This is a genomic window from Pseudoalteromonas rubra (genome assembly GCF_004212645.1).
In the GTDB taxonomy this organism is placed as follows: Bacteria; Pseudomonadota; Gammaproteobacteria; order Enterobacterales; family Alteromonadaceae; genus Pseudoalteromonas; species Pseudoalteromonas rubra_G.
In genome coordinates, this window is record NZ_PPUZ01000163.1 from 1 (window position 1) to 792 (window position 792).

Genomic DNA, 792 nt, shown 5'->3' on the forward strand with positions numbered 1-792 from the left:
TAGGTACCTCAGCGAAAGCAGGATGCGTGAGCGGTGTTATCGAACATATTTTCTCGCCTCAAAATAGAACAGTTAATTAAGCAAATGGGTATAACAATAAGGGCCGGAGCTGCTTTTGCTTCTGGCCCGAATCGCCAGTCTGACTTTTTGCACTGCTTTCTGGCGTTGATCCTTTGTGGCTCAATGCACTTGCCCTGATATACCTGGCATCCAGAGTCGGGCACATGCTGTGTTATTACATTGGTCAAAAATGATTGCGCAGCATTGCATTTGGGACCTGTTATCTGAGTCTGTTTGGGATATTCACCATAGGGTTATCAGCCTGGCTCACATGAGCATGACTTGAAAACTCACAGCTTAAACTGGCTAGTTGCGGCGACCAGCCTGTCTGATGCTTCATGCAGTCGGTGTGAAACATCGTCAAGATCAGCAAATGACGCATTTACCTGCTGTTGTCCTTCGTTCATCTGTTCAATGGTATCGGCAACCTGAGCGGCAACAGAGCTTTGTTGTTCTGTGGCAGACGCAATTTGATTGTTCATCAGCGTAATGTTGGCAATTTTCGATTGTATTTCTTCCAGCGCTTGTCCTGCTTTTAACGCCCGGCTTTCATTACTTGCAGCTTGTTCGTCTGCCTGGCTCATCATTTTAACGCTGTGATCTGCGGCGTTTTGTAATGAGTCGAGCAGAGCGCGTATTTCAGTAGTGGCGTCGCCTGTGCGCGATGCCAGGGTTCTGACCTCATCTGCAACGACGGCAAAACCTCTACCTTGTTCACCAGCTCGGGCAGCT

General features: G+C 48.2%; 2 protein-coding genes. One reads left to right on the forward strand and one right to left on the reverse strand.

The window, feature by feature from the left end; all coding sequences use genetic code 11:
- Positions 1-152: 152 nt before the first annotated feature.
- Positions 153-254, forward strand: coding sequence for an MAPEG family protein (locus C3B51_RS24195; protein ID WP_430929854.1), 102 nt, complete (start codon positions 153-155; stop codon positions 252-254).
- A gap of 96 nt (positions 255-350) precedes the next feature.
- Here the strand turns inward: C3B51_RS24195 and C3B51_RS23270 are convergent.
- A partial coding sequence (locus C3B51_RS23270; protein WP_240701965.1) for a methyl-accepting chemotaxis protein occupies positions 351-792 on the reverse strand: 442 nt, incomplete at its 5' end.